Here is a 24163-nt window from a genome sequence, read left to right on the forward strand (position 1 = left end):
GTGAAACTTCCATGAGTGGGGGTCTTGACTCGCTAGTTAGATGTGGGATAAACCGAAGCTAGACAAAGACAGCCCCTTTATTTTGGATTAGCTTTTGCTACTTCTCCATATAAAAGCGCTTGCGCGATTCCAACAAAATATTCAGATTCACGGATGATATGGTCTAAGACTACAATTGCAGTCGGGTTTTTACTCACTGCTTCGCTTTGTGTTTTTATCTGTTCGCAAAGTTTAATAAAATCTAAACTTTGTTGCAAGCAAAACGAAACAAGCTGCAGAACATGCTGATATAATTGCATAGGTATATAATGGCCTGATCGGATGACCGTCTCTATAAAACGAATAACTTCATGATGTGTTTGTGAAAGAGCTTTTTCCCATTCTTTTAAAGCACGAACATATTCTTGTTCTAATCCTTGTACAAGCTCACGAATAACGACAGTATGCTCTTCCTCTTGGTGCTTCCAAAATTCCGCTTCATCCAAAATACGCAATGGCATTTGATGCCCGTAATAAAATTGCATACTCTCCTCCCGATTTTTATTCTTTTTTCAATATATGGGGAAGATAAATATTATATGCTAATCATTTCAATAAATCAGTCGATTTAGTTTAATCATCTAGAGAAACGGAGAGGTTTTTTCATTAGGAGAGGATTAACCCCAGAAGTGTCAATGAGGATGAGAAAAAAATAGTGAGAAGAGAGACAGGAAAATTCTCTCTTCTCACTATTTTACGTAAAAATGTATAGCTAGCGATTTATTTAAACACGCAATGCCGATGCTTTTAACTGCTCAGCTTTGTCTGTTCGTTCCCAAGGAAGATCTAAATCGTTGCGGCCAAAATGACCATATGCAGCTGTTTGCTTATAAATAGGCCTGCGCAAGTCGAGCATTTTCATGATTCCTGCTGGACGAAGATCAAAATGCTGACGTACCGCATCAATTAACGCTCCCTCATCTACAGCGCCAGTTCCAAATGTATCGATTGAAATCGAAACAGGCTGAGCAACACCGATCGCATAAGCAAGTTGAACTTCACATTTATCAGCAAGACCTGCTGCAACGATGTTCTTAGCTACATAGCGAGCTGCATAAGCGGCGGAACGGTCAACCTTGGTCGGATCCTTGCCGGAAAATGCGCCGCCGCCATGGCGAGCGTAACCGCCGTACGTGTCAACGATTATTTTTCGGCCTGTCAATCCAGCATCACCTTGTGGGCCTCCAATGACAAAACGGCCTGTCGGGTTAATAAAATACTTCGTATTTTCGTCGATCAATGTTTCAGGGACAACAGGCTTGATGACATGCTCCTTTAAATTACGCTGAATTTGCTCTAAGCTGATTTCCGGATGATGTTGTGCCGAAATGACAATCGTATCAATCCGTATTGGTTTTCCGCTTTGATCATATTCAACGGTAACTTGAGTTTTGGCATCAGGACGAAGATATGGCAAAATATCTTCTTTCCTTACTTCCGTAATCCGACGAGCAAGTTTATGAGCTAGCGAAATCGGGAGCGGCATCAATTCCTCCGTTTCGTTGCAAGCAAAGCCAAACATTAAGCCTTGGTCTCCAGCGCCGATTGCTTCAATCTCTTGTTGATCGTTCTCGCCATCACGTGATTCTAAAGCTACATCTACTCCAGCAGCAATATCAGGTGATTGCTCATCAATGGCAGTTAATACTGCACAAGTTTCCGCATCGAATCCATATTTTGCACGCGTGTAGCCAACTTCTTTAATCGTTTCACGCACAATTTTAGGAATATCGACATAAGTATTGGTAGTAATTTCTCCTGCCACTAGCACTAATCCAGTTGTCACTGTTGTTTCACAGGCCACTCTTGCATATGGATCTTTTTCTAAAATCGCATCTAAAATCGCATCAGAAATTTGATCACATATTTTATCAGGATGTCCTTCTGATACAGACTCAGAAGTAAATAAACGACGATTTCTGTTCATATTTATCCTCCTTGCAAACAAAATTTTCCGCAAAGATACTGGCAATCCTTTACTTCCGAGAACCCTTAACGTTCAGATAGGAAGGATGGCAGCCTTCCAACCATTGATCGTGTAAAAACAATCATACACCGCTCAAAAAGCGTTCACTGAATACATGCCGACAGTATTTGCGGGGTCAAACTTTACGGTACTCCTTATCCTATTTATAATAGAGCATTTGCTGTTAGGCACGATCTCTTCTTTATATTTTTAGGCTGAAAAAGACTATACGAAAAACAAAAACCTTTCGTCTATACTATGATAGAGGAAAGGTTTGGGTTTTACTATCTGCCTTTCACTCTTATCGTCCAAGGATTTTTTCCTTGCCGCAGGTTAGCACCTTTCACAATTTTGAAGGTTGCTGGGTTTCTCAGGGCCTGTCCCTCCACCAACTCGGGATAAGAGTATCCGTACAATATATGATCATAACGTAAATTGACGAATGTTGCAACAATTTTTGTTTTTAAAAAATGGATTTAATGGAATTATTGATTTTTAGCAGTGTGTATAAGGAGCATTTCTAAAACCTATATACAATTTAAAATCGATCCTACAAAAATGATATATTTATCCAAACATTTCATCCAGAGTTAATTATGCCAGCAGCATATTCAAGAATACATGCTTTATTTCTTTTTCAATGAATATATTTGCTTTTTTTCTTCACTATGTCACTTCAATTCAAAAATAATGTTACAATTTTACTTATTGTTATGAAATAAAGTGAAACTTCCATCAGTGGGGGTTTTCTATCATCCCCCACCTAAACTTCTTGATTACTCTAACTCTTGAGGTGGGGGTCTTACTGCCAGTTAGATGTGGGATAAAGGACTATTTTCGTTATCATCATCAATGTACTTGATACAATAACTTCTCCTCCTCTTTTTCAAAATCGTTAATATCCTTTACCTATACGTTGATAATAAGTAAGTAAAGCTTGTATCGTCCATATATTCCCCTTTATTTGACATCTTTATTTACATCTTATTAGAAATAACTCAAGTTATCGTAAAGTCTAGGTTTATCAGAAAACAGAAAGTAAACTTCTTCCTCGTAAATTTCCGATCAGTTTGAGCTTATACAATAAGGAAAGCTTCAGCAGCGGTACATCACTCAAAAAAAATGATTTTCCTTTTTGAAGGACGTTGCGAGCCTCTTTGTATTAGATAATCTCCACTAAATAATTTGCATCGCTTGCCTAAATGATGAAATGAAAGATACGATCTCTTGTATATAAATGAAGGCTTTTTTTAGCATATATTTTTTCATTAAATAGACAAAAAAATCCACGATAAATAGTATAGACTATTTCATTTAATGTGTTATACTATTTGTGAGTGAAGATGCAAATATAAAATCTAAACAATAAAGGATGGTTTTTAATGAGTTCAGTAAGCTTATCTAATAGATTAACAGAACTGTTAAACGGAAAACACGTTCATACACAGCTAGCCGTCCCACAGCTAGTTGAAAAAGTCTTAGACCGCCGCGAAGGAAAGCTAACCTCTTCGGGTGCGATTCAAGCAGAGACAGGTAAATATACTGGGCGTTCCCCCAAAGATAAGTTTATCGTAGAAGAAGAGACTGTGAAAGATAAAATCGAGTGGGGAACGACAAATCAACCAATTTCGCAGGCGGCATTTGATCAACTTTACAACAAAGTGATGAACTACTTAAAAACTAAAGAAGAACTTTTTGTTTTTAAAGGCTATGCTGGTGCTGATCAAAAACATCGGCTTCCGATTCAAGTCATTAACGAATATGCTTGGCATAACCTGTTTGTCCATCAGCTTTTCATCCGGCCAACAAAAGAAGAATTAGCTTCACATGAAGCAGAATTCACCATTATCTCAGCTCCAAACTTTAAAGCTGATCCTAAAGTAGATGGGACAAATTCAGAAACATTTATTATTATCTCATTTGAAAAACGTGTTGTTTTAATTGGCGGAACAGAATATGCTGGAGAAATGAAAAAATCGGTATTCTCCATTATGAACTATCTATTGCCTGAAGCAAATACGTTATCGATGCATTGTTCAGCAAATGTTGGAGTTGAAGGAGATGTAGCATTATTCTTCGGCCTATCTGGTACAGGGAAAACAACACTGTCCGCTGATCCAAATCGCCGTTTAATTGGAGATGATGAGCACGGCTGGTCACCAAACGGCGTCTTCAATATCGAAGGCGGCTGCTATGCAAAATGCATCGGGCTTTCTCGGGAAAAAGAACCACAAATATATGATGCAATCCGTTTCGGTTCTGTTTTAGAAAACGTCATCCTTGATGAGGAAACTCGTATTCCTGATTATCATGACACAATTTTAACAGAAAATACACGAGCAGCTTATCCACTTCATGCAATGGATAATATCGTGGATCCGAGTATCGCTGGCCATCCAAATACAATCATTTTCTTAACGGCAGATGCATCTGGAGTCTTGCCTCCGATCAGCAAGCTTTCAAAAGAACAAGCAATGTACCACTTCCTTAGTGGCTATACATCTAAGCTTGCTGGAACGGAACGAGGCATTACCTCGCCGCAAGCAACTTTTTCGACATGCTTTGGAGAACCATTCCTTCCATTGCCTGCTACTCGCTATGCAGAAATGCTCGGAAGAAAAATAGACGAACATCATGTGCAAGTTTTCCTAGTGAATACGGGGTGGACAGGTGGAGAATACGGAGTAGGCAAGCGAATGGAACTAAGCTATACACGTTCCATGATCCAAGCAGCATTAGAGGGAGAACTAACAAATGTTGAAACAATCCGCCATGAGATTTTCGGATTAGAAATCCCTCTACACGTAACTGGTGTTCCCGACGACGTTCTGCAACCCCAAAAAACTTGGAAAGATCAGAACGAATATGTGCAAAAAGCAAAAGAGCTTGCAATTAAATTTAAAGATAACTTTAAAAGATTTTCCTCCGTTTCACCTGAAGTCGAAAAAAATGGTGGACCTCAAATATAATATAACGAAAAAACACACTAGTATTAGTAGGGGCTGTTCCCAAAGTGTCATAAAAATGACTTTTGGGAAAGCCCCGTTCTGTTTAATTGGAAAAAAATTGATGAGGAGGTAATCGACTAAATTGGTGATTTATAAGCCAATCAAGCTGTTTATATCTAAGGCAATCCATTTTGAAAACCGCTTAATCATCCGATCCGTACAGCGATCATGCGACAGAACCTAAAACAAGGAAAAACAACTTATTTTTCTTATTGGTTACTATATCTTTGCTCTTTCATCCATTGACATAACGCTTGCACAATCATCCTATTTTTAGCAGGAGGAAAATAATGCGTATATGTAGGAAAGTACCATGATTCAACTGGCTTCTTTAACTGCAGCAAGTGATTTTCCAACCGATAGGCATGCTCCACTGAAACATGTTCATCTTTACATCCATGAATAATTAACACAGGAGCTTCCAGTTTTTCCAACTGATATAAAGGAGTTCGCGCTCGATAACGGTCAGGAAATTTCTTTGGGGTTCCTCCAATCACTCGTTTCATCATTCTCCGTAAATCTTTCCGTTCATCATAGGTTAAAAACATATCTGAAACACCGCCCCATGTGACAATAGATGCCACTTCACTGCACGTAATCCCTGTTAATAAAGCCATTACTCCTCCGCGTGAAAAACCAAAAACATGTACTTTTTTCCCAGTAGTACGAGAATATACTTGCAGCACCTGACATGCCGAAATTGCATCATTGCGATCATGGCCTGCAAAATCTTCATTCCCTTCTCCGCCCCTATTCCCGCGGTAAAAGGGAGCAAGTACAATAAACCCTTCCGCTGCAAATTGTCCAATTCTTGCTGGCCTTACCATACCAACATTTTTGATTCCGCCGCGCAAATATAAAAAGCCATCATAGCATCGATCATCATCTGGCTCAGCTAATAAAGCTTTCACCCTTAGGCCATCAGATAAATAAGTAACAAGAAACATCCTGATTTTTGGATTAGGTGATGGAAAGGGAATCTTCGTTAAAAATAAGACGCTGTTCGGCATATGATTGAATCCTCTCCTTTATAAAGTGAAACTTCCATCAGTGGGGGTTTTTATCATCCCCCACTGATAAGAATTAGAACAAAAGCTAAGATCGCAGGCGTCCTCGAAAAGGAAACCGCTTTTCTTCGTGCGATGTATCGCTGCCGAAGCTTTCCTTGTCCTGTTGCAACGCCTTTGTGACCGACAAAGCATTTTTTCTTCGTGCGATGCTGATTCAAGAAGCTTTCCTTATCCTGTCGGCCCGAACCAATCGAACATTTGACTTTCAGTTATCCCCCATCTAGACTTCTTCGATTTTTTTACTCTCTGAGGTGAAGGTCTTACTGCCAGTTAGATGTGGAATAAAGTGTTACAAATAAAAAATCCTTTGTAAATATGTTAAGCGTTCGAGAAAATGGGCATTCACACATTTTTTTAGCATGACATACCATATGTTAAATGGCAGCAGAGAACAAATGTGACAATTGAAACGAATTACAGTTTTCCTATTTTTATTCTAAAAAAGATCTCTGCTAAAAGCGACTTTTAAGCTGTCAAGCTAGAAAAGGCAAGGAGGATGTCTATGCGTATTCGTTTCACATTATGGATCACTTTATTCATTGCAAGTTTACTTGTGTTTGCAATCACAGCATGCACTCCCAAGAAAAATGTTGAAAAAATAAGGTTGTCTGAAGTTACCCGCTCCATTTTTTATACCCCTCAATATGTCGCATTAGAAAAAGGGTTCTTTACTGATGAAGGGTTAGATGTAGATTTAAAAACAGCATGGGGCGGCGACAAAGCGATGACCGCACTTTTGTCTAATAGTGTTGATATTGCTCTCGTAGGTGCAGAAACATCTATCTATGTTTATACCCAAGGCACGAATGATCCAATTATAAATTTCGCACAATTAACACAAACAGATGGCACATTTCTTGTCGCACGCGAGAAAACAGAAGAATTTAACTGGGAACAATTGAAAGGTGCTGTTTTTCTTGGTCAACGCACAGGAGGAATGCCGCAAATGGTCGGAGAATATGTGCTAAAAAAACATGGCATCGATCCTCATCACGACTTATCACTCATTCAATCAATTGATTTTGGCAATGTTCCAAATGCCTTTGCTTCAGGAACAGGAGATTATGTTCAACTTTTTGAGCCAACAGCTTCGATTTTTGAGCAAGAAGGAATCGGCCATATTGTTGCTTCTTTTGGAGAAGAGTCAGGCCAAGTTCCTTATACGACATTTATGGCAAAACAAAGCTTTTTAAAAGAGAAGCCAGAAACAATCGAAAAATTTGTTCGTGGAATCTATAGAGGTGAACAATGGGTACAAAATAACGAACCAAAAGTAATTGCTGAAGTTGTTGCCCCTTACTTTGATGATATAGATGCTGATACGATTGCAATGGTTATAGAGCGTTATAAAAAACAAGAATCTTTCGCAACCAATCTCCTTTTAACAAGAGATGGCTGGAATCATCTTCAATTGATGATGAAAGAAGCTAATGAACTGTCGGAGGAGGTTCCGTATGAAACACTAGTAAATACGAAAATGATAGATAAAGTTATGAAAGAATAATTTCTCGCTTTCATTTAGCATAATGGTTTTTCAACAACACTACAGCCAATAAAAATTTGATTATGCAAATAGAGGTGTTTCTCAAGATGAATGTGATGACAGTTGAACATGTTCACCACTGTTATTTTTCAAACCACAGTGCAGTTCATGCGCTTGAAAATATTTCTCTTACTATTGAGGAAGGGGAGTTTGTATCTTTTATTGGCCCAAGCGGCTGCGGAAAAACTACTTTACTGTCCATTCTTGCCGGCTTGCTGCCGCCAACAGAAGGCAAGGTAGTGATCGGTGGGAAACAGGAAGCAGTTTATACGGCCTCAGGCTATATGTTGCAGCAAGATTACCTTTTTCCTTGGAAAACAATAAAAGAAAATATACTTATTGGGCTAAAACTACAAAACCAACTTAATGACGAAACAGAAGCAAAAACATTAAAACTTTTGGAAAAAATTGGTTTAAAGGGCGTTGAATCTCACTATCCAAGCCAGCTATCTGGAGGGATGAGACAACGTGCAGCATTAGTACGTACACTAGCTGTCAATCCAACCATTCTCCTACTTGATGAACCATTTTCAGCCTTAGATTATCAAACAAAATTAAAATTAGAAGATCTTGTCTATAAAACCTTAAAGCAATTTGGAAAAACAGCTGTTCTTGTCACCCATGATATTGGCGAAGCAATTGCGATGAGTGATCGTATTATGCTGTTATCACCTAAGCCAGGAAGACTTCACAAAATATTCGTTGTACCAAATGAACTTCGCACATTAAAGCCTTTTGATGTACGAAACGAAGCAGCTTATTCTCATTTATTCCAATCTATTTGGAAGGAGCTGGAATTCGTTGAAAAGCAGACAAATGCTTGATTTACACAAACAATATCAAGCAAAACAAAAGAAAGAAAAGTTATTTGTCCAATTTTATCAGCTGCTGCTTTTTCTATTATTTTTTTCGTTGTGGGAAGTGCTTACAAAGCTGCAATGGATTGATCCACTTATATTTAGTGCTCCATCAAAAATTTGGAACTTGTTCATAGAGAAATTAATGGATGGCTCTTTACTTGCTCATTTGAGTGTAACTGTCTTTGAAACGATTGTCGGCTTTATCCTTGGCACTTTTTTAGGCACTGCTTTGGCAGCTGTTCTTTGGTGGTCGCCATTTCTTGCGCGTGTTTTAGATCCGTACCTCGTTATTTTAAATGCAATGCCAAAAGTGGCCCTTGGCCCCATCCTGATTGTTGTACTTGGGCCTGGTTTTACGTCTATTATCGCAATGGGTGCGATCATTTCTATTATTATTACTACCATTGTTGTCTATACTGCTTTTCGTGAAGTAGATGAAAATTATTTAAAAGTACTTCATACATTCGGAGCTAGCCGCCAGCAACAATTCAAAGAAGTCATCATGCCTGCCTCGCTCCCGACTATTATATCGACTTTAAAAGTAAATGTTGGTCTTGCTTGGGTTGGAGTTATTGTTGGTGAATTTCTTGTTTCTGCTAAAGGGCTAGGCTATTTAATTATCTATGGTTTTCAAGTTTTCAACTTTACACTCGTTCTATTATCTTTAATGATCATTGCTGTTTTTGCTACAGGCATGTACCAGCTTGTTGGTATGCTTGAAAAAAAGCTCTTGCATCATAAGCGTTAGCATCATTGTGCCTTCAATGATGCTCTATTTTCCATGTATCAACAAGAAGTTCTTTTCTCTTCATTTCTTCTAGCACTAAAGGAAGCATGTCATCTTTCATGATAAAACTAAAGTGTGTCTGTTGACGATGAGTTAAAATATTTCCTTCTAACAAAACCGGGCCTTTTGTTTCTAAATAATCTTCCTTTTCTTGGATTTCATCCACTTCAGCAAAAAATACCGCCTTGACAAAAGACTGCTGTTTGTCCTGAACTTCATATTCGCCTATGTATATCAAATTCGAAATCTTGCCTCCCGTTTCTTCAAAAACTTCACGTACAGCAGCAGCTTCAATCGTTTCATGCTCCTTACATTTTCCCCCAGGGAATTCAAAACCTCGGATACGATGATTTGTTAACAACCATTTATTTTGATGCATACAAACAATAAAAACATGTTGTGGTGCTTTTGCAAAGGCCTGTTTAGCAAATGAAAGCGTTACTTGTTGATTATTTTTATCTATAAACTTTTTCATCCGTTATTCGCTCCTTTTAAGTCATTCCCATTCTTCAATAAAAAGTTTGGATATTTCTCAAATATTTATAGTATATCACTACAAATTTGCAGTATTATAATAGAATTAGAAACCATTTATATTTAAAATTTTTAGAAATTTTTATTTATTAACGAAAACATTAGTTTGTAATATATTTGAAACATTTAAACGCTTATTTTCGTATATAATGGATAGGTTCCATATTTTAGATTAAAAAGAGGGAAGAGGAGTGTATTTGTATTATGAAAAAAGTTTTTCTTGCAATGATGTCACTTCTGCTGGTCTTAGGGTTGGCAGCATGTGGCAGCACTGCAAAACCGGTTGATTCCGACAAAGATAAGGGAAACAAAAAAGGCGACAGTTCACAAAGTGATTTAACATTAGAAGAAGTGTTTGAAAAATCGTTAAAAGCATCAGAAGAAATGAAGAGCTTCCACGCTAAAATGGATATTAAACAAGAAATAGAGCATGAAGGATCTCCGTTAAATGTCGATGTAAACATGGATATGGACGTTATCGTTGACCCAATGTCTTTATATCAAAAAACAACAACAAAAATGGAAGCAGATGGAGAAAGCATAGCGGAAGGAACACTTAATACTGAAACATATTTGACAGAAGAAGGCTTTTTTATGTACTTAGAAAATGAAGATACTTGGGCAAAATTCCCAAGCGAACTTTCTGATCAGCTCATGCAAATACCTAATTCACAATCAAATCCAGCTGAACAGCTAGAACAGCTTAAAACATTTGTTGAAGATTTTTCTTTTGAACAAAATGATAAAGAGTTTATTTTAAAATTAACAGCTTCTGGAGAAAAATTCGAAGCATTTTTAAAGGAAACAGCATTAAATGCACTACCTGAGCAAATGAAAGCGAATGAAGAAATAATTAATAACATGAAAATAAACAATGTAGAATACGAAATTTTCATTGATAAAGAAAACTTCTATACTACTGGACTTAACATGATAATGGATTCTGAAATGAAAGTAGAAGAGTACGAAATCAAGCTTCATCAAGAAATGACAGGAACATATTCTAATATTAATGGTATTGATCAAATTAAAGTGCCGCAAGAAGCGATTGACAATGCCGAAGAAATCAATATGTAAATGAAAAGAGGCGTTGTTGCAAACGCCTCTTTCTTATTAATCAATAATGCGAATAATTCCTGTGCTTCTAATATGTTCTCGTGCTTCCTCATCACCAAGCTGATAAATCATCGCATAAACCTTCTTCATATTCGCATCGTATTCGTCATTAGATTGATCGTGATGATATTCTAAGAATGGTACATGCGCTCGAAAAAAGTTAACCCATTCTGTCGTATAATTGTCGTCAAAAATTTGTCGAAGCTTCGTAATTTCTTCATCTGTTGCTTGTATTTTATAATTCCAAGTTGATGATGTTTTAGAACGAGAAATTTCGCCACTGCCTATTTCTATATAGTAAGTATTTTTTTCTCCATTCATCATGTCGGACCCCTTTCTTCTCCTTTTTACTTATCCCACAAAGAAATAAAAATATGCAAAGATTGTGAAAGGAGGGTATATCTCAAACAAAGAGATATACTATATAGGAAGCGAGCTAAAAAGCGCAGAAAGGAGGTTAAGCTATTGCGGCTTGTAGATGAGCTTTTTGAATTGTATCGCGACCAGTTGTCCGATGAAGAAGATTTAGATATTATTGCCTTTTCTGTTCTTGAACATTGTAATCACAAGCAATTATTAGGAATTGTTGAAGAAATGAATAAAGAAGAACTCGCTTACTTTATTAGGTTGTTTTTATTAGAAATGCTAAAGGAAAAATTAGACAATTCCGATAAACAAAGAGAGGAATTGTCCTCTTCAGCAAAATATTTACATTAAGTACATAAGTTGTTCTTCTCATAGTCAGAAGAACATTGTCACAAACAACAAGAGTCACTCACACAAAAAAGCAGAGTGACTCTTTTATTAAAGTGAAACGTTCATGAGTGTTTTTTCTCTCATTCCTCATATCACTCTTGAGAAATTCCTTATCCTAAAGGCATCATCCGGATTCTTGACTTGCAGTCATGCACAACTTTTCTACAAACTATCGAGTAGTAATAATTTCTTCATTTTATTTTCCTAAATAAGCATTTAGCATCCAAAGGTGTTTTTCTAAGCTTTTTTGGACAGATAGCAAAATGTCTCCTGTTCCTTCATCCCCTACTTCCTCAGAAAGTTGAATTCCTTCTTTTAGCTCGGAAATCAAAAGGGAAAAATCGTTTGCAAGAGCTTGTACCATATCATCTGCAGATTGATTATCATCAGCTTCTTTTATACTTGCCAATGAAAGGCATGTTGTCAACGTTGCAACAGGCTTCCCCTCTAACGCTAATATGCGTTCTGCTAATTCATCAATATACGTATCTGCTTCATTATACAGCTCCTCAAATTTCTCATGTAATACAAAAAATTGCGGCCCTTTCACATACCAATGAAAATGATGTAATTTTGTATAAAGCACTGTCCAATTTGCCACTTGTTTGTTTACCATATCCAATAATCTTTCTGACATAAAAAACACTCCTTTTTTAAAATGTAAAATTGAGTATATTATGCAGCATCATTCTCTATTACTAATATACCCCTTTATGGGCAAGTAAAACATTACTTTTTTATGAAAAGTTTATTCTTGTGACGATAAAAGAAGGATTCATGATACAATAGATAGTAAAAAAGAAGGAATGAAAGCTTGACATGCCTATTATCATGGTTATTTCAATTATCATTGTGTTTGCTGTTCTAGCCATTACTATTTTCGTCACAACGAAAGCCTATTCTTTTCAACATACAGTTGATCCTATCCCTGATAAGCCTGTTGAAAAATCAATAGATGCTTCTATAGAATCTCGTAATCAGGAAAAAATGGAAGGTTAAATGGGGGTTAAGCGATGAAGTTCATCATGATGAAACTTATTCGATTGTATCAAATAGTCATCTCTCCGATAAAACCTCCTACTTGCCGCTTTTACCCCACTTGCTCCCACTATGGATTAGAGGCCATCAAACGATTTGGAGCAATTAGAGGAGGATGGTTGACAGTCAAAAGAATTGTGAAATGCCACCCGTTTCATCCGGGTGGAATTGATCATGTTCCTGAAATATGGCCATCCAAAAAGAAGTAATCTGCTTGTAAGTTTTCTTTTATTAAAAGACCTTCCTTATGATGGAATAAGTGCTGTTAACTCTCGGCGCAAAAGTTTATTTGAAGCCGTCTTTGGAAGAGTTTTTACGAAAAAAATTCTTTTGGGGACTTTATATTTTGCTAATTTGTCTCGACAAAATGAAAGTAGTTCTGCTTCGGATACTGTTTCATTACTGACAACAAATCCGTATGGAACTTTCCCCCATTCTGGATCCTCTACTCCGGCAACACCTGCTTCGGCAATTGCATCGTGTGCTATCAATACCTCTTCAATTTCTGCCGGATAGATATTTTCACCACCTGAAATGATTAAGTCAGAACGTCTATCAAGAACGTATAGATATCCCTCCTCATCTATGGAGCCGATATCTCCTGTCAAAAACCAACCATTTTGAAAGCTTGCTTTATTAGCATCTGGTCGGTTTAAGTATCCTTTTGTAACGTTAGGTCCTTTAACCATAATTTCACCAACAGTATGAGCCCCTGCTGTTCCTTCTTCTGAAATAATCCTAATTTGAGCTGGAAAAAGTGGTTTGCCTGCAGAACCTAGTTTTTTTAAACTATCCTCTGGCGAAAGCGTCACGATTTGTGAAGCCGTTTCAGTCATGCCATACGTTTGAAAAATAGGAATGCCTTTTGATTTGCATGCTTCAAGCAACGGCTTTGGCGCTGGACCGCCTCCCAAAAGCAGACAGCGAAGAGCTGGAGCATAATTTTTCTCTCCAAGATCTGTAAGCATTCTTTGAACCATTGTACTTACAACAGACATAATGGTAATTTTCCCTGTTTGTAATAATTGGTTTACTTTTTTTTCATCAAATTGTTCCATTAAATAGACAGGCATCCCATACACTACGCTTCGTATTAAAATGGAAAGTCCGCTAATATGAAAGAGCGGCATCGTACAAAGCCATGTATCTTTTTCATTCAATCCAAGATTTAAAACTGAGCCAACTGCGCTCCACCAATGATTCCCATACGTTTGCAGCACTCCCTTAGGCTTTCCAGTCGTACCAGATGTATACATGATCGAACAAACATCATCGAGTGCAAACATTTCTCTCTTATCAATTGGCTGTTGAGACATACCGTTAAGATCCGCAACTGTAACGACCCTTAGTGTTTTCTTTTCAAGTTCTTCTAAAATGACCTCAAATTCATTTTCACAAATTAATAATGCAGCTTGACTATCTTTTAATTGAAATGTCAATTCTTCAGAAGTCAATTGCTTATTTAAAAAAACTGTTTGTACTTTTAGTTGTTGTAATGCATGAATAATCCAAACTGCATGTGGGCGATTTTTTAGGAGAACAGCAACAACAGCATTTTTATTTAGTAAAAAACGAACGATTCTTTGAGCGTATTGCTCGCTTTTTTGTTGCAGCTCCAAGAAAGTCCATGATTGTTCTCCATATGTCAACGCCTCTCTATGTGGTGTTAACATTGCCCGCTGCTTTAACCAATTAGGAATGCTTTGCATTTCACATTTCCTTTCTTCACTTTGTATATTTTTCTTAAATTGCTTTGTAATCGTTAAAACTAGTGATATCAATAAATGATGAAGTGATCCTTCTTATCTAACAGTCTTGATGTGGGATAAACATACCCGACTGCACTTCATACAAGCAGGAAGCCCCCACTCAGCTAAGATGAGTGAGGGAATTGCTATAAACAGAATATGATAGAAGCTTCAACTTCCTTTTATGGTTGAAAAATATGCAGCCTTTTAACAACTCTAGCAACATTTACGGAAAACGCGGAAATTGTCCGAAGTTAGGCTGGCGTTTTTCTTTAAAAGCATCTCTACCTTCTTTCGCTTCATCTGTCGTGTAATAAAGCAACGTTGCATCTCCAGCTAATTGCTGTAGCCCTGCTAATCCATCTGTATCAGCATTAAAAGCAGCCTTTAAGAAACGCAGCGCAGTCGGACTGTTTGCTAACATTTCCTTCGCCCATTTCACTGTTTCTGCCTCTAATTGTTCAAGTGGTACGACAGTATTTACTAATCCCATTTCTAATGCCTCTTGTGCATTATATTGACGGCATAAATACCAAATTTCTTTTGCTTTTTTATGACCAATAATTCGAGCTAAATAGCCAGCGCCATAACCTGCATCAAAACTGCCAACTCGCGGTCCTGTTTGTCCAAATATTGCATTATCTGCTGCAATCGACAAATCACAAACAACATGAAGCACATGGCCGCCGCCGATTGCATAACCGGCAACCATTGCAATAACAGGTTTTGGTATGACTCTTATTAACCGCTGCAGGTCAAGGACATTTAATCTAGGAATATTATCTTCTCCTACATAGCCGCCATGACCGCGCACCTTTTGATCTCCGCCTGAGCAGAACGCTTTTTCACCTGCACCTGTCAAAATAATGACTCCTACCTTCTCATCATCCCGTGCATAAGCAAAAGCATCGATTAATTCCATTACTGTTTTCGGCCGAAAGGCATTGCGGACTTCTGGTCTGTTAATTGTTATTTTGGCAATTCCTTCATGTGTTTCATATAAAATATCTTCATATTGCCTTTCACTTGTCCACTCTATTTTCATAGAAGCGTCCTCCTTTTATGTAATCGCCTAAGAACTCCCCTACTATTGTAGCAAATTTTTCAGGTTCTTCCACATGGATTGCATGTCCGCAACGATCAAAAATAACGTGGCGACTATGTTGCAGACGTAATTTCATTTCTTCTGCTATTTTACAAAATTTAACATCCAATGCGCCAGTCACAAGTAAAACTGGCATGTCTAATTGCGTGAGCGACTCCCACCAAGAAGGCTGTACGCCGGTGCCCATTCCCAGTAAACTGTTTGATAATCCAAGAGGGCTATTGTTTAAACGTTGTTGCCGAATCGCTTTCTGTACTTCCAGTGCCAATGTTTTTTGAGAAGAAAATAACGGAATGTTTTCCCAATATGATACGAAGCTTTCAATTCCTTCTGCTACTATTTTTTCTGCTAGCTTCCTATCTTGCTCTTGGCGTTTCTCTCTTTCTATTGATGTTTTCAAACCGGGAGAAGCACTTTCAAGAATCAGAGTCTGAATCATCTCTGGATACAAAATGGCGAAAGTCAATGCAAGACGGCCTCCCATTGAGTAGCCAAGCAAATGAACCTTCTCTATCTCGTTTTCTTTTAAAATGGATGCAATATCTCTAGCAGCCTTTCTAATCTCATAGCGTTCAATATTTATTGGAATCTCTGTAAGCCCATGCCCAAGCAGATCAATCGAAAATATTTGATATTTTTCCTCAAGAAATGCCTTTGCAACATTCCAAGTAGTATGATCGCCAGTAAAACCATGCAACAATAGAAGGGGTTCTCCACTTCCAGAAACATCGACATTGTATATAATATCGTGCACGTTAACTTTCATTTTCTTCACTCGACAAATAGTTGTTTATTTCCCGGGAAACTTGTTCCAAAATAAAACGCAGCTTTTCCACATTTTTTTGGCGGTCTGTTGGAACTTCAATTACTTGTAAACCTCCATTTAAAGGAGCTGTTTTGATAGCAAGCTGAAATTGATCCCAACTATCGATCATCGTATGTGTTCCCCCATACATTTTAACCGCATGGTAGAAATCTAAATCAGTTGGTGTCCCAAATAGGGTTTCGAAATATTTAGGATGCTGTGCCTGCGGCAAATAGGAGAAAATCCCTCCTCCATTATTGTTCATTAAAATAATCGTGATCGATAAGTGATACATCTTTGCCGCTAATAAACCATTTAAATCGTGAAAAAAGGATAAATCTCCAATTAATAAATAGAGATGCGAGCGATAGACACTAGCTCCTAAAGCTGCTGAAACAACACCATCTATTCCATTTGCTCCCCGATTACACAACAAATTGATCTCGTTGTTGTTACAGTGAAAAAAGGTATCCACATCTCTAATCGGCATACTATTACCAATAAACAGCGTGCTCTTTTGCGGCAATTGTTTCATTAATTCAAAAGTTGCTTTCCCTTCATACAGCTCTTCCTCTGCAGCTATTATATCATTCATCACTTGCTTTGTTAGCTTGTTGATTTTCTGCCAGGAGTGCAGCCATGAACGATCTTTTTGTTGCGCAGCATAAAAAGAAATTTCTTTGCAAAATACAGCTTCATCACAAGCAATCATATTTGTACCAACTTTCACTGGATCCCGCCATCCCAATCCGCCATCTATAATATATTGTTCAGCATCTGACAATCCTTTTAGCCATGTTGACAGTTTCTTCGAGACTGGCATTGGACCAAAGCGCAAAATGATCTTTGGGGATAATTGTTTTCGAGCTTCATCAGAATGTAAAAAAGTATCATAGCTATCAATTATATTTACTTGTGATAACGAATTGCTTCTTAATTGTGAAAGTGGATCCGCAATAATAGGATAACCCAATTTTTCCGCAGCATTTATAACCGCTGGATGAAATGCCTCATCTACTAACTCCCCACAAATGATAACTCCTCTTTTTTCCTTTGAAAAATGTCTTGCATATTTTTGATAAGCATCAGCATTTAGCTGCAAACTTCCAGCCTCTTGCATAATTGGTTTCTCTGCTTTCCTTCCCTTAGACGGAAATGGCGAAGGCTCCAACTTAGGGATTAGCGGTTCTCGAAGCGGAAAGTTTAAGTGAACAGGGCCTTTTGGTGCTTGTACCGACATCCCTATAGCTCGGACAGCACTTCTGCGTACATAAGCAATCATTTCATCATTCGAATCAGGAATCGCCATTTCAGAAAACCACTTTACATGACTTCCATATAAATGTATTTGATCTATTGCTTGTGGAGCACCAATATCCCTCAATTCATGAGGACGATCCGAAGTAAGAACGATTAAAGGTATCCTAGAAAGCTTCGCCTCAATCACTGCTGGAAAATAATTAGCTGCAGCCGTGCCAGATGTACAAAGCAAAACTACTGGAGCCTGCGTCGCTTTTGCTATTCCTAAAGCAAAGAAAGCAGCTGATCGTTCATCTACATTTACGTACACCCGCAAATCTGGATGCTCTGCTATTAACATTGCCAATGGTGTTGACCTTGAACCAGGACTGATAACAACATTTTGAACCTCTGTGGCAATTTCGTCTACAAATGCTGCTAGATAATCGGTAGAATGGTGCTTTTGATTCATATGTCTTGCCCTCCTAATGAACGAATCATAGGACGAAATTTTATTTTTGTCTCTTCATATTCATCATCTGGATCAGAGTCAGCCACCACGCCGCAGCCAGCATATAAATATGCTTCTTTACCCATCATAAGTCCAGAACGAAGTGCTACCGCAAACTCTCCATTTCCCCGGTAATCCATCCAGCCTATAGGTGCTGCATAAAAACCTCGATCCATTGCCTCTGACTCTCTAATTAACTTCATCGCTTCCATCTTTGGAACACCGCCAAGCGCTGGTGTTGGATGTAAATCTGCAATGAGCTGCAAAATAGAATAATCGTTTAACATCTTCCCACTTACTGGTGTGTATAAGTGTTGAATATCTCGTATTTTCATTAAAACCGGATGCGCCGGTATGTCCAGTTTTTTACAGTATTTTTGTAGAACTTTTCGAATCATAGAAACAACCAATTGATGCTCGTATCGGTTTTTTTCATCATTCAACAATTTCTGGCCAAGTTCTTCATCGATTGCTGGATCTCCACTTCTAGCAGTTGAACCAGCTAAACAAGTGGAAAATACTACGTCTCCCTTTTTATTAATTAACCTTTCCGGTGTTGCTCCAATGAAGCAATGATCCATTGCCTCCATACAGAAAATAAAACTATGATGCTGTTCATGCCATAGCCGATTTAGAATGACATCGGATTCCATTCTTTTATCAAAAGTTAACTTCATTTTTCGAGCAAGGACAACTTTTTCCATTTCACTTTCATTTAAAACCTTAATAACTGACTTTACTGCTTTTTTCCATTCAAGCGGTTGAATTTCCTCCTGATTGATTAAAACAGCTTCTAAAAGATTTGAAACTAGTTTTTGCTCATTGTCTATTAACTGTCTCTCGATACTTTCAATCTGTTCTATTCGCCCTAAATTATCGTCGGGCATACAAACAATATTGATTGTTAAGTAGGTATTTCCTTTATATATTGTTTGCATTAAAGTTGGCAAATAAAATAAACCATTTGGGAAATTAGACCATTCCTCCCCTTTCGTATTAAGTGGATCAAAAGTAAATCCACCAAAAAGTAAAGGTCCGGTTCCCTGAATAGAAAAAGGATTGATGATGACACCTTGATCTAAAAAATCATTCCATTTTTCTTCAATACATTGAAATCGTGCATCTTCTTTATCTGTTTCAAATGACTTAGCTATACCTAGTCCAGTTATCATCATCTGATCATCTAGACTTTTCCAATAAAAACGCTCTCCCTGAAATAGTTTTTTTCCAGAAAAATAAAGATCAAGAGGGGCAGCGGGAGGACTCTTTTTTGTAACGCTAAATAAAATTGATTGTTTCATTTCTTTTGCTTTTTTTAGTGCTAATTGAAATGCATGTTGTGTTTCCGATTCTAGTATTGTTTTCAATGACATCTCCCCCAAAGCAATAACTTCAATACTCTCGATCAAACATATTTAAAGATACACCTGTATTCCCTCAACGTCAAACGCTGCCATGCTCCTCTAATTGAATGATTATATATTCTTATTTCCTTGTTCGTAGATAAACATCTACCATCTTCTATTATATATTAACTGCACATTTTATTTCAGCAAACAGACTTATTTTGAAAACTGATTGACACCAGACTTTTCTTTACCTAAACTTTAAATGATATATATAATAATAATAAGTCTAATGTGATTAATTTTAAGGGAGAGACTTTAGATGCAAATTCGATCCACACCAATCATAAAACCAGATAAAGGTTGGCAAATTTGGTGGCAATTAATGAGACCACATACTTTAACTGCTGCTTTTGTGCCTGTAATGCTCGGCACTGCACTGGCTTTGCCGCTGACAACGATCAATGCTTCATTATTTGCTGCAATGTTAATAGCAAGCCTATTAATACAGGCAGCTACTAACATGTTTAATGAGTATTATGATTATAAAAGAGGACTTGATCATGAAGAATCCGTCGGTATTGGCGGCGCAATCGTCCGAAACGGCGTGAAACCACACGTTGTATTAAATCTGGGCTTTACATTTTTTGCAATTGCACTTCTTTTGGGACTTTATATTACACTTAATACTAGTTGGTGGATTGCAGCTATTGGACTCATTTCTATGGCTGCGGGGTATCTTTATACTGGCGGACCAATACCAATTGCTTATACACCGTTTGGCGAGCTGACTGCTGGCTTTTTTATGGGCGTAGTAATTATTTTAATATCTTTTTTCATTCAAACAGGTTTTATTAATTATACGAGTGTTTATATTTCCATTCCAATCTCTATTCTAATCGCAACTATTTTACTTTCAAATAATATTCGTGATTTAGATGGCGATAAAGAAAATGGACGGAAAACATTAGCGATCCTCTTAGGGCGCAATAAGGCTATTGTTCTCTTAGCAGTAATGTTTAGTGTCTCCTATATTTGGATATTGGCACTCATCATTTTTATGAAGGCTTCTCCATTGCTGCTGCTAACATTTTTAAGTATTCCAAAAGCGATTAAAGCAGTAAGAGGCTTTATTGGGCAAACTTTGCCAATTCAAATGCTTCCTGCTATGAAAGCAACTGCACAAACTAACACTTTTTTTGGATTGTTATTATCAATTGGGCTTATTATTGCTTATTTCCTTTGATCGTTCTATTTCATTTGCTTCCTATATTCGGAGGCATTTCTTTTTTGAATGCTTTATTTTTGTAAATATCGTTCATACTAATGACATGATGCCAAAAGTTCTTTTAAGAATGAGTAAAACATAACAATTTTATTTTGTTGTCGTAAATTGGCTTTAGCATCGTTTCTGTTTTATGCTAGACAATTTGTTAAATACCTCGATAAAACCTATTTAAACAGTATTTACAGGATAAAATGATGCTTCCATACAATGAAGTTCTCGAAGATAAAAACTCTGGGAATACTGATTAAAGAAGCCTTTCTTATCCTGTAAGCCCGATAATCGGACATTTAATTTTCAGTTATTCCCCATCTATTCTGTTTTGATTCCTCTAACTCTTGAGGTAATGGATTGACTTGCCAGTTGGATGTGGAATAAATGAAGGAGGATAAATACAATGTTAACAGATCAACAGTTAGCGCAGTTGCAACATACATTAACAGAACAAAAAAGTCAGCTTTCAAAACAGTTAAGTCAGTTTTCACATGACTTAACTGAACGAAATGCCAGTGAAAATGTTGGTGAATTATCTTTATATGATAATCATCCGGCTGATATGGGAACAGAACTATTTGAACGGGAAAAGGATTTTGCATTGAATGAACATAGCGAAACAGAACTTGTGAAAATTAACTCAGCGTTAAAAGCGATCCAAGCAGGAAATTATGGGATTTGTAAAAGCTGTGGAAAACCTATTCCTTTTGAAAGGTTAGAGGCGGTACCGACTACTCAATACTGTGTGGAGCATACTCCAGAAAGAAACGTACCACAGGATCGTCCTGTTGAAGAGACAGTCCTCAAACCTGCAAACGATAACAGCTTTCATCGTATCATCTCTCCACATATTACAGATTTTCGAGACAGCTTTCAGGAAGTTGCACGTTTCGGCACTTCTGAAACACCTGCTGATTTTGAGGGTGATTTTCAGCATTATGATGAATTATATGATGAAAAACAAGAGGAATTTTAACAAGATTAACATCATTTTTATCAGTGCGGCCTTTTTTAAAAAAATGTAGATGAGATACATTCTAAGAGTGTAGATTTAAGTATTAAAAAAAGACTATCTTTTTGAGATAGTCTTTTTTTCGATGACCCCTACGGGATTCGAACCCGTGTTACCGCCGTGAAAGGGCGGTGTCTTAACCGCTTGACCAAGGGGCCAGTTATATGAAGAAAGTGGCGGAGAAGGAGGGATTTGAACCCTCGCGCCGCTATAAGCGACCTACACCCTTAGCAGGGGCGCCTCTTCAGCCTCTTGAGTACTTCTCCATGGCTCCGCAGGTAGGATTCGAACCTACGACCGATCGGTTAACAGCCGATAGCTCTACCACTGAGCTACTGCGGAATATAATGAATGGGCCTAAGTGGACTCGAACCACCGACCTCACGCTTATCAGGCGTGCGCTCTAACCAGCTGAGCTATAGGCCCTTTTTTATAATGGAGCGGGTGATGGGAATCGAACCCACGACAACAGCTTGGAAGGCTGTAGTTTTACCACTAAACTACACCCGCATAATATGGGGCGACTAATGGGAATCGAACCCATGATGTCGGAGCCACAATCCGATGCGTTAACCACTTCGCCATAGCCGCCATAATATATGCTTTCTATACAATGGTGGCTCGGGACGGAATCGAACCGCCGACACATGGATTTTCAGTCCATTGCTCTACCGACTGAGCTACCGAGCCTCATTTAATCATGGACTCATTATCATATGTATAGCATAAGACAAAATGGCGGTCCCGACGGGAATCGAACCCGCGATCTCCTGCGTGACAGGCAGGCATGTTAACCGCTACACCACGGGACCAGTTGTTTAATTGCGGGGATAGGATTTGAACCTATGACCTTCGGGTTATGAGCCCGACGAGCTACCAGACTGCTCCACCCCGCGATAATAGTAATAGAGACTTTGCCATTTTTCAAAATGGCGGAGGAAGAGGGATTCGAACCCCCGCGCGGTTTAACCCGCCTGTCGGTTTTCAAGACCGGTCCCTTCAGCCAGACTTGGGTATTCCTCCGTATCTCTATAAATAATGGTGGACCTTGTAGGACTCGAACCTACGACCGGACGGTTATGAGCCGTCTGCTCTAACCAGCTGAGCTAAAGGTCCTATTGGTAGCGGCGGAGGGAATCGAACCCACGACCTCACGGGTATGAACCGTACGCTCTAGCCAGCTGAGCTACGCCGCCAATAAGAATTTGTAATTATTAAAATGATGGTGGAGCCTAGCGGGATCGAACCGCTGACCTCCTGCGTGCAAGGCAGGCGCTCTCCCAGCTGAGCTAAGGCCCCAAGATTAATTTTATTAATGGTCGGGAAGACAGGATTCGAACCTGCGACCCCATGGTCCCAAACCATGTGCTCTACCAAGCTGAGCTACTTCCCGATTCATAAGGTGAATTCAGATAGGTTTACCTCTCTAATAGAAACGCGCCCGAGAGGAGTCGAACCCCTAACCTTCTGATCCGTAGTCAGACACTCTATCCAATTGAGCTACGGGCGCACAAAAGAGTGCCGAGAACCGGAATCGAACCGGTACGGTAGTCACCTACCGCAGGATTTTAAGTCCTGTGCGTCTGCCTGTTCCGCCACCCCGGCAAGAAGATATTGGAGCGGAAGACGGGATTCGAACCCGCGACCCCCACCTTGGCAAGGTGGTGTTCTACCACTGAACTACTTCCGCACGATTTCCCTAGCTTCTAATATGATACAAGTGCGGGTGAAGGGAGTCGAACCCCCACGCCTCGCGGCGCCAGATCCTAAGTCTGGTGCGTCTGCCAATTCCGCCACACCCGCAATAAGTAATGGTGAGCCATGAAGGACTCGAACCTTCGACCCTCTGATTAAAAGTCAGATGCTCTACCACCTGAGCTAATGGCTCTTCATGGTGCCGGCCAGAGGACTTGAACCCCCAACCTACTGATTACAAGTCAGTTGCTCTACCAATTGAGCTAGGCCGGCATTTATGAAGATGGTGGAGGATGACGGGATCGAACCGCCGACCCCCTGCTTGTAAGGCAGGTGCTCTCCCAGCTGAGCTAATCCTCCAATATGTAAGATGTAAGCCTGGCAATGTCCTACTCTTGCGGAGGGAAATCCTCCACTACCATCGGCGCAGAGAAGCTTAACTGCCGTGTTCGGGATGGGAACGGGTGTGGCCTTCTCGCCATCATTGCCAGACTATTATGCAATTGTGAGATCATTCTCTCAAAACTAGATAGTGGAGAAATGGTGAAAACCGGAAAATATTATTATATAGGTTAAGTCCTCGATCGATTAGTATCTGTCAGCTCCATGTGTCGCCACACTTCCACCTCAGACCTATCAACCTGATCATCTTTCAGGGATCTTACTAGCTTGCGCTATGGGAAATCTCATCTTGAGGGGGGCTTCA

Annotated in this window: 21 protein-coding genes, 21 tRNA genes, 2 rRNA genes and 1 riboswitch; of the genes, 10 read left to right on the plus strand and 34 right to left on the minus strand. The window is 38.7% G+C overall.

The window, feature by feature from the left end; genetic code table 11:
- Positions 1-77: 77 nt before the first annotated feature.
- On the minus strand, positions 78-524 hold the full coding sequence (locus J2S08_RS13750; protein WP_307230442.1) for a DUF2935 domain-containing protein: 447 nt from the start codon (positions 522-524) through the stop codon (positions 78-80).
- A 239-nt stretch (positions 525-763) separates the two neighbouring features.
- Positions 764-1966: a methionine adenosyltransferase gene (gene metK, locus J2S08_RS13755; RefSeq protein ID WP_307230444.1), complete on the minus strand. Its 1203-nt coding sequence runs from the start codon at positions 1964-1966 to the stop codon at positions 764-766.
- 337 nt (positions 1967-2303) lie between these two features.
- A riboswitch (SAM riboswitch) is annotated at positions 2304-2410 on the minus strand.
- A 977-nt stretch (positions 2411-3387) separates the two neighbouring features.
- Here metK and pckA point away from each other — a divergent pair.
- Positions 3388-4974, plus strand: coding sequence for a phosphoenolpyruvate carboxykinase (ATP) (gene pckA / locus J2S08_RS13760; protein ID WP_307230446.1), 1587 nt, complete (start codon positions 3388-3390; stop codon positions 4972-4974).
- A gap of 248 nt (positions 4975-5222) precedes the next feature.
- Here the strand turns inward: pckA and J2S08_RS13765 are convergent, their stop codons facing one another.
- On the minus strand, positions 5223-6023 hold the full coding sequence (locus J2S08_RS13765) for an alpha/beta hydrolase family protein (RefSeq protein WP_307230448.1): 801 nt from the start codon (positions 6021-6023) through the stop codon (positions 5223-5225).
- 562 nt (positions 6024-6585) lie between these two features.
- On the opposite strand from J2S08_RS13765, the gene J2S08_RS13770 reads away from it, so the two are divergent.
- The 3 genes from J2S08_RS13770 (at position 6586) to J2S08_RS13780 (ending at position 9234) form a co-directional block, all read left to right on the plus strand.
- Positions 6586-7587 (plus strand): ABC transporter substrate-binding protein, encoded by a 1002-nt coding sequence (locus tag J2S08_RS13770; protein WP_370875690.1) that lies wholly within the window; start codon positions 6586-6588, stop codon positions 7585-7587.
- A gap of 86 nt (positions 7588-7673) precedes the next feature.
- On the plus strand, positions 7674-8450 hold the full coding sequence (locus J2S08_RS13775) for an ABC transporter ATP-binding protein (protein WP_307230452.1): 777 nt from the start codon (positions 7674-7676) through the stop codon (positions 8448-8450).
- Positions 8443-9234, plus strand: coding sequence for an ABC transporter permease (locus tag J2S08_RS13780; protein WP_370875691.1), 792 nt, complete (start codon positions 8443-8445; stop codon positions 9232-9234). The genes J2S08_RS13775 and J2S08_RS13780 overlap by 8 nt, the downstream gene beginning before the upstream one ends.
- Before the next feature lie 13 nt (positions 9235-9247).
- On the opposite strand, the gene ytkD is transcribed toward J2S08_RS13780, so the two are convergent.
- On the minus strand, positions 9248-9748 hold the full coding sequence (ytkD, locus tag J2S08_RS13785) for an RNA deprotection pyrophosphohydrolase (protein ID WP_307230456.1): 501 nt from the start codon (positions 9746-9748) through the stop codon (positions 9248-9250).
- Positions 9749-10011: 263 nt separating this feature from the next.
- On the opposite strand from ytkD, the gene J2S08_RS13790 reads away from it, so the two are divergent.
- Positions 10012-10884, plus strand: coding sequence for a DUF6612 family protein (locus tag J2S08_RS13790; RefSeq protein ID WP_307230457.1), 873 nt, complete (start codon positions 10012-10014; stop codon positions 10882-10884).
- Positions 10885-10920: 36 nt separating this feature from the next.
- On the opposite strand, the gene J2S08_RS13795 is transcribed toward J2S08_RS13790, so the two are convergent.
- Entirely contained in the window at positions 10921-11244 is a 324-nt protein-coding gene (locus J2S08_RS13795; RefSeq protein WP_307230459.1) for a M14 family metallopeptidase, read from the minus strand.
- 144 nt (positions 11245-11388) lie between these two features.
- Here J2S08_RS13795 and J2S08_RS13800 point away from each other — a divergent pair, with 144 nt between their 5' ends.
- Positions 11389-11640, plus strand: coding sequence for a DUF6154 family protein (locus J2S08_RS13800; RefSeq protein ID WP_307230461.1), 252 nt, complete (start codon positions 11389-11391; stop codon positions 11638-11640).
- A gap of 235 nt (positions 11641-11875) precedes the next feature.
- On the opposite strand, the gene J2S08_RS13805 is transcribed toward J2S08_RS13800, so the two are convergent.
- Entirely contained in the window at positions 11876-12316 is a 441-nt protein-coding gene (locus J2S08_RS13805) for a Dps family protein (protein WP_307230463.1), read from the minus strand.
- 182 nt (positions 12317-12498) lie between these two features.
- Here J2S08_RS13805 and ytzI point away from each other — a divergent pair, with 182 nt between their 5' ends.
- A complete protein-coding gene (gene ytzI / locus J2S08_RS13810) occupies positions 12499-12678 on the plus strand; it encodes a YtzI protein (RefSeq protein WP_307230465.1) in 180 nt (59 codons plus the stop codon).
- A gap of 14 nt (positions 12679-12692) precedes the next feature.
- On the plus strand, positions 12693-12926 hold the full coding sequence (gene yidD, locus J2S08_RS13815; protein ID WP_307230467.1) for a membrane protein insertion efficiency factor YidD: 234 nt from the start codon (positions 12693-12695) through the stop codon (positions 12924-12926).
- Between the two features lie 36 nt (positions 12927-12962).
- Here yidD and J2S08_RS13820 read toward each other — a convergent pair whose 3' ends face one another.
- The 5 genes from J2S08_RS13820 to J2S08_RS13840 form a co-directional block, all read right to left on the minus strand.
- A complete protein-coding gene (locus J2S08_RS13820) occupies positions 12963-14426 on the minus strand; it encodes an o-succinylbenzoate--CoA ligase (protein ID WP_307230469.1) in 1464 nt (487 codons plus the stop codon).
- 265 nt (positions 14427-14691) lie between these two features.
- Positions 14692-15510, minus strand: coding sequence for a 1,4-dihydroxy-2-naphthoyl-CoA synthase (gene menB, locus J2S08_RS13825; protein WP_307230471.1), 819 nt, complete (start codon positions 15508-15510; stop codon positions 14692-14694).
- Entirely contained in the window at positions 15488-16336 is an 849-nt protein-coding gene (gene menH / locus J2S08_RS13830) for a 2-succinyl-6-hydroxy-2,4-cyclohexadiene-1-carboxylate synthase (protein ID WP_307230473.1), read from the minus strand. Before menH ends, menB begins: the two co-directional genes overlap by 23 nt.
- Positions 16326-18086: a 2-succinyl-5-enolpyruvyl-6-hydroxy-3-cyclohexene-1-carboxylic-acid synthase gene (gene menD / locus J2S08_RS13835; protein WP_307230475.1), complete on the minus strand. Its 1761-nt coding sequence runs from the start codon at positions 18084-18086 to the stop codon at positions 16326-16328. Before menD ends, menH begins: the two co-directional genes overlap by 11 nt.
- Positions 18083-19492 carry an isochorismate synthase gene (locus J2S08_RS13840; protein ID WP_307230477.1) on the minus strand — a complete coding sequence of 470 codons (1410 nt, stop codon included), beginning with the start codon at positions 19490-19492 and terminating at the stop codon, positions 18083-18085. The genes menD and J2S08_RS13840 overlap by 4 nt, the downstream gene beginning before the upstream one ends.
- A gap of 301 nt (positions 19493-19793) precedes the next feature.
- Here J2S08_RS13840 and J2S08_RS13845 point away from each other — a divergent pair, with 301 nt between their 5' ends.
- Together J2S08_RS13845 and J2S08_RS13850 are read left to right on the plus strand one after the other, a co-directional pair.
- A complete protein-coding gene (locus J2S08_RS13845; RefSeq protein ID WP_307230479.1) occupies positions 19794-20717 on the plus strand; it encodes a 1,4-dihydroxy-2-naphthoate polyprenyltransferase in 924 nt (307 codons plus the stop codon).
- Between the two features lie 436 nt (positions 20718-21153).
- On the plus strand, positions 21154-21726 hold the full coding sequence (locus tag J2S08_RS13850; protein ID WP_307230481.1) for a TraR/DksA C4-type zinc finger protein: 573 nt from the start codon (positions 21154-21156) through the stop codon (positions 21724-21726).
- A 122-nt stretch (positions 21727-21848) separates the two neighbouring features.
- Here J2S08_RS13850 and J2S08_RS13855 read toward each other — a convergent pair.
- The 23 genes from J2S08_RS13855 to J2S08_RS13965 all read right to left on the minus strand — a co-directional run.
- A tRNA-Glu gene (locus J2S08_RS13855) sits at positions 21849-21920 on the minus strand.
- Positions 21921-21936: 16 nt separating this feature from the next.
- Positions 21937-22028, minus strand: a tRNA-Ser gene (locus J2S08_RS13860).
- Position 22029: 1 nt separating this feature from the next.
- Positions 22030-22104 (minus strand) — tRNA-Asn (locus J2S08_RS13865).
- Positions 22105-22114: 10 nt separating this feature from the next.
- Positions 22115-22188: transfer RNA gene (locus J2S08_RS13870), tRNA-Ile, on the minus strand.
- Positions 22189-22198: 10 nt separating this feature from the next.
- Positions 22199-22272, minus strand: a tRNA-Gly gene (locus tag J2S08_RS13875).
- Between the two features lie 6 nt (positions 22273-22278).
- Positions 22279-22353 (minus strand) — tRNA-His (locus J2S08_RS13880).
- Positions 22354-22376: 23 nt separating this feature from the next.
- A tRNA-Phe gene (locus J2S08_RS13885) sits at positions 22377-22452 on the minus strand.
- Positions 22453-22498: 46 nt separating this feature from the next.
- A tRNA-Asp gene (locus J2S08_RS13890) sits at positions 22499-22574 on the minus strand.
- Positions 22575-22584: 10 nt separating this feature from the next.
- A tRNA-Met gene (locus J2S08_RS13895) sits at positions 22585-22658 on the minus strand.
- A gap of 34 nt (positions 22659-22692) precedes the next feature.
- Positions 22693-22785: transfer RNA gene (locus tag J2S08_RS13900), tRNA-Ser, on the minus strand.
- Between the two features lie 16 nt (positions 22786-22801).
- Positions 22802-22878 (minus strand) — tRNA-Ile (locus tag J2S08_RS13905).
- 3 nt (positions 22879-22881) lie between these two features.
- Positions 22882-22958, minus strand: a tRNA-Met gene (locus J2S08_RS13910).
- 27 nt (positions 22959-22985) lie between these two features.
- A tRNA-Ala gene (locus tag J2S08_RS13915) sits at positions 22986-23061 on the minus strand.
- A gap of 17 nt (positions 23062-23078) precedes the next feature.
- Positions 23079-23155 (minus strand) — tRNA-Pro (locus tag J2S08_RS13920).
- A 43-nt stretch (positions 23156-23198) separates the two neighbouring features.
- Positions 23199-23272, minus strand: a tRNA-Arg gene (locus tag J2S08_RS13925).
- Positions 23273-23281: 9 nt separating this feature from the next.
- A tRNA-Leu gene (locus tag J2S08_RS13930) sits at positions 23282-23367 on the minus strand.
- A 10-nt stretch (positions 23368-23377) separates the two neighbouring features.
- Positions 23378-23452: transfer RNA gene (locus J2S08_RS13935), tRNA-Gly, on the minus strand.
- A 31-nt stretch (positions 23453-23483) separates the two neighbouring features.
- Positions 23484-23565, minus strand: a tRNA-Leu gene (locus J2S08_RS13940).
- Positions 23566-23574: 9 nt separating this feature from the next.
- A tRNA-Lys gene (locus J2S08_RS13945) sits at positions 23575-23650 on the minus strand.
- 4 nt (positions 23651-23654) lie between these two features.
- Positions 23655-23730: transfer RNA gene (locus tag J2S08_RS13950), tRNA-Thr, on the minus strand.
- An 11-nt stretch (positions 23731-23741) separates the two neighbouring features.
- Positions 23742-23817: transfer RNA gene (locus J2S08_RS13955), tRNA-Val, on the minus strand.
- Positions 23818-23833: 16 nt separating this feature from the next.
- A 5S ribosomal RNA gene (gene rrf, locus J2S08_RS13960) occupies positions 23834-23949 on the minus strand.
- A 76-nt stretch (positions 23950-24025) separates the two neighbouring features.
- Positions 24026-24163 (minus strand): 23S ribosomal RNA (locus J2S08_RS13965); the annotation flags it as partial.

The sequence above is a fragment of the Bacillus chungangensis genome (genome assembly GCF_030812995.1).
GTDB classification, from domain to species: Bacteria; Bacillota; Bacilli; order Bacillales; family Bacillaceae_C; genus Bacillus_CF; species Bacillus_CF chungangensis.